This is a genomic window from Adlercreutzia sp. DFI.6.23 (assembly GCF_024462535.1).
Lineage (GTDB): Bacteria > Actinomycetota > Coriobacteriia > Coriobacteriales > Eggerthellaceae > Adlercreutzia > Adlercreutzia rubneri.
Genome location: NZ_JANGBP010000248.1, coordinates 1 through 378, shown reverse-complemented (window position 1 = coordinate 378; position 378 = coordinate 1). Strand labels below are relative to the sequence as shown.

Here is a 378-nt window from a genome sequence, read left to right as displayed (position 1 = left end):
CTTGTTCGGTGGGTGTCTCTTCGATGGCCTCCGCGATGGGTTCGTCATAGTCTGCCGGCATGGCTTCGAGTTCGTTGATGCGGGCGCGGCACTGCTTGCGCAGCTTGATGGTCTGCGCGATCTGCTTGCCGGCGTTGGCCAGGGCGCTGAGCAGCTCGGCAACGCCGTTGGCGGCGAAGATATCCTCGATGGCCCGGAGAATCTGGTAGTCCGTGTTGTCCAGGATGTTCTTGCAGCCGTTGATCTCGCCCTCGATTTCGGCGCGTTCCACGTGGGTCCTCCTTTCGTCTTATCGGGTGGACCCACTTTATTGAGAGTGTCGCCTTATGCGGCCAGGGGGCAGGTTCCAGGCTATTTCAGTGAGACCCCCCCCCGGCA

Annotated in this window: 1 protein-coding gene; it reads right to left on the bottom strand. The window is 61.4% G+C overall.

Features of this window, described 5'->3' with window-relative positions; genetic code table 11:
- Positions 1–271: hypothetical protein (locus NE591_RS13225; RefSeq protein ID WP_256156862.1), on the bottom strand; the 271-nt coding region annotated here is incomplete at its 3' end.
- Positions 272–378 lie beyond the last annotated feature (107 nt).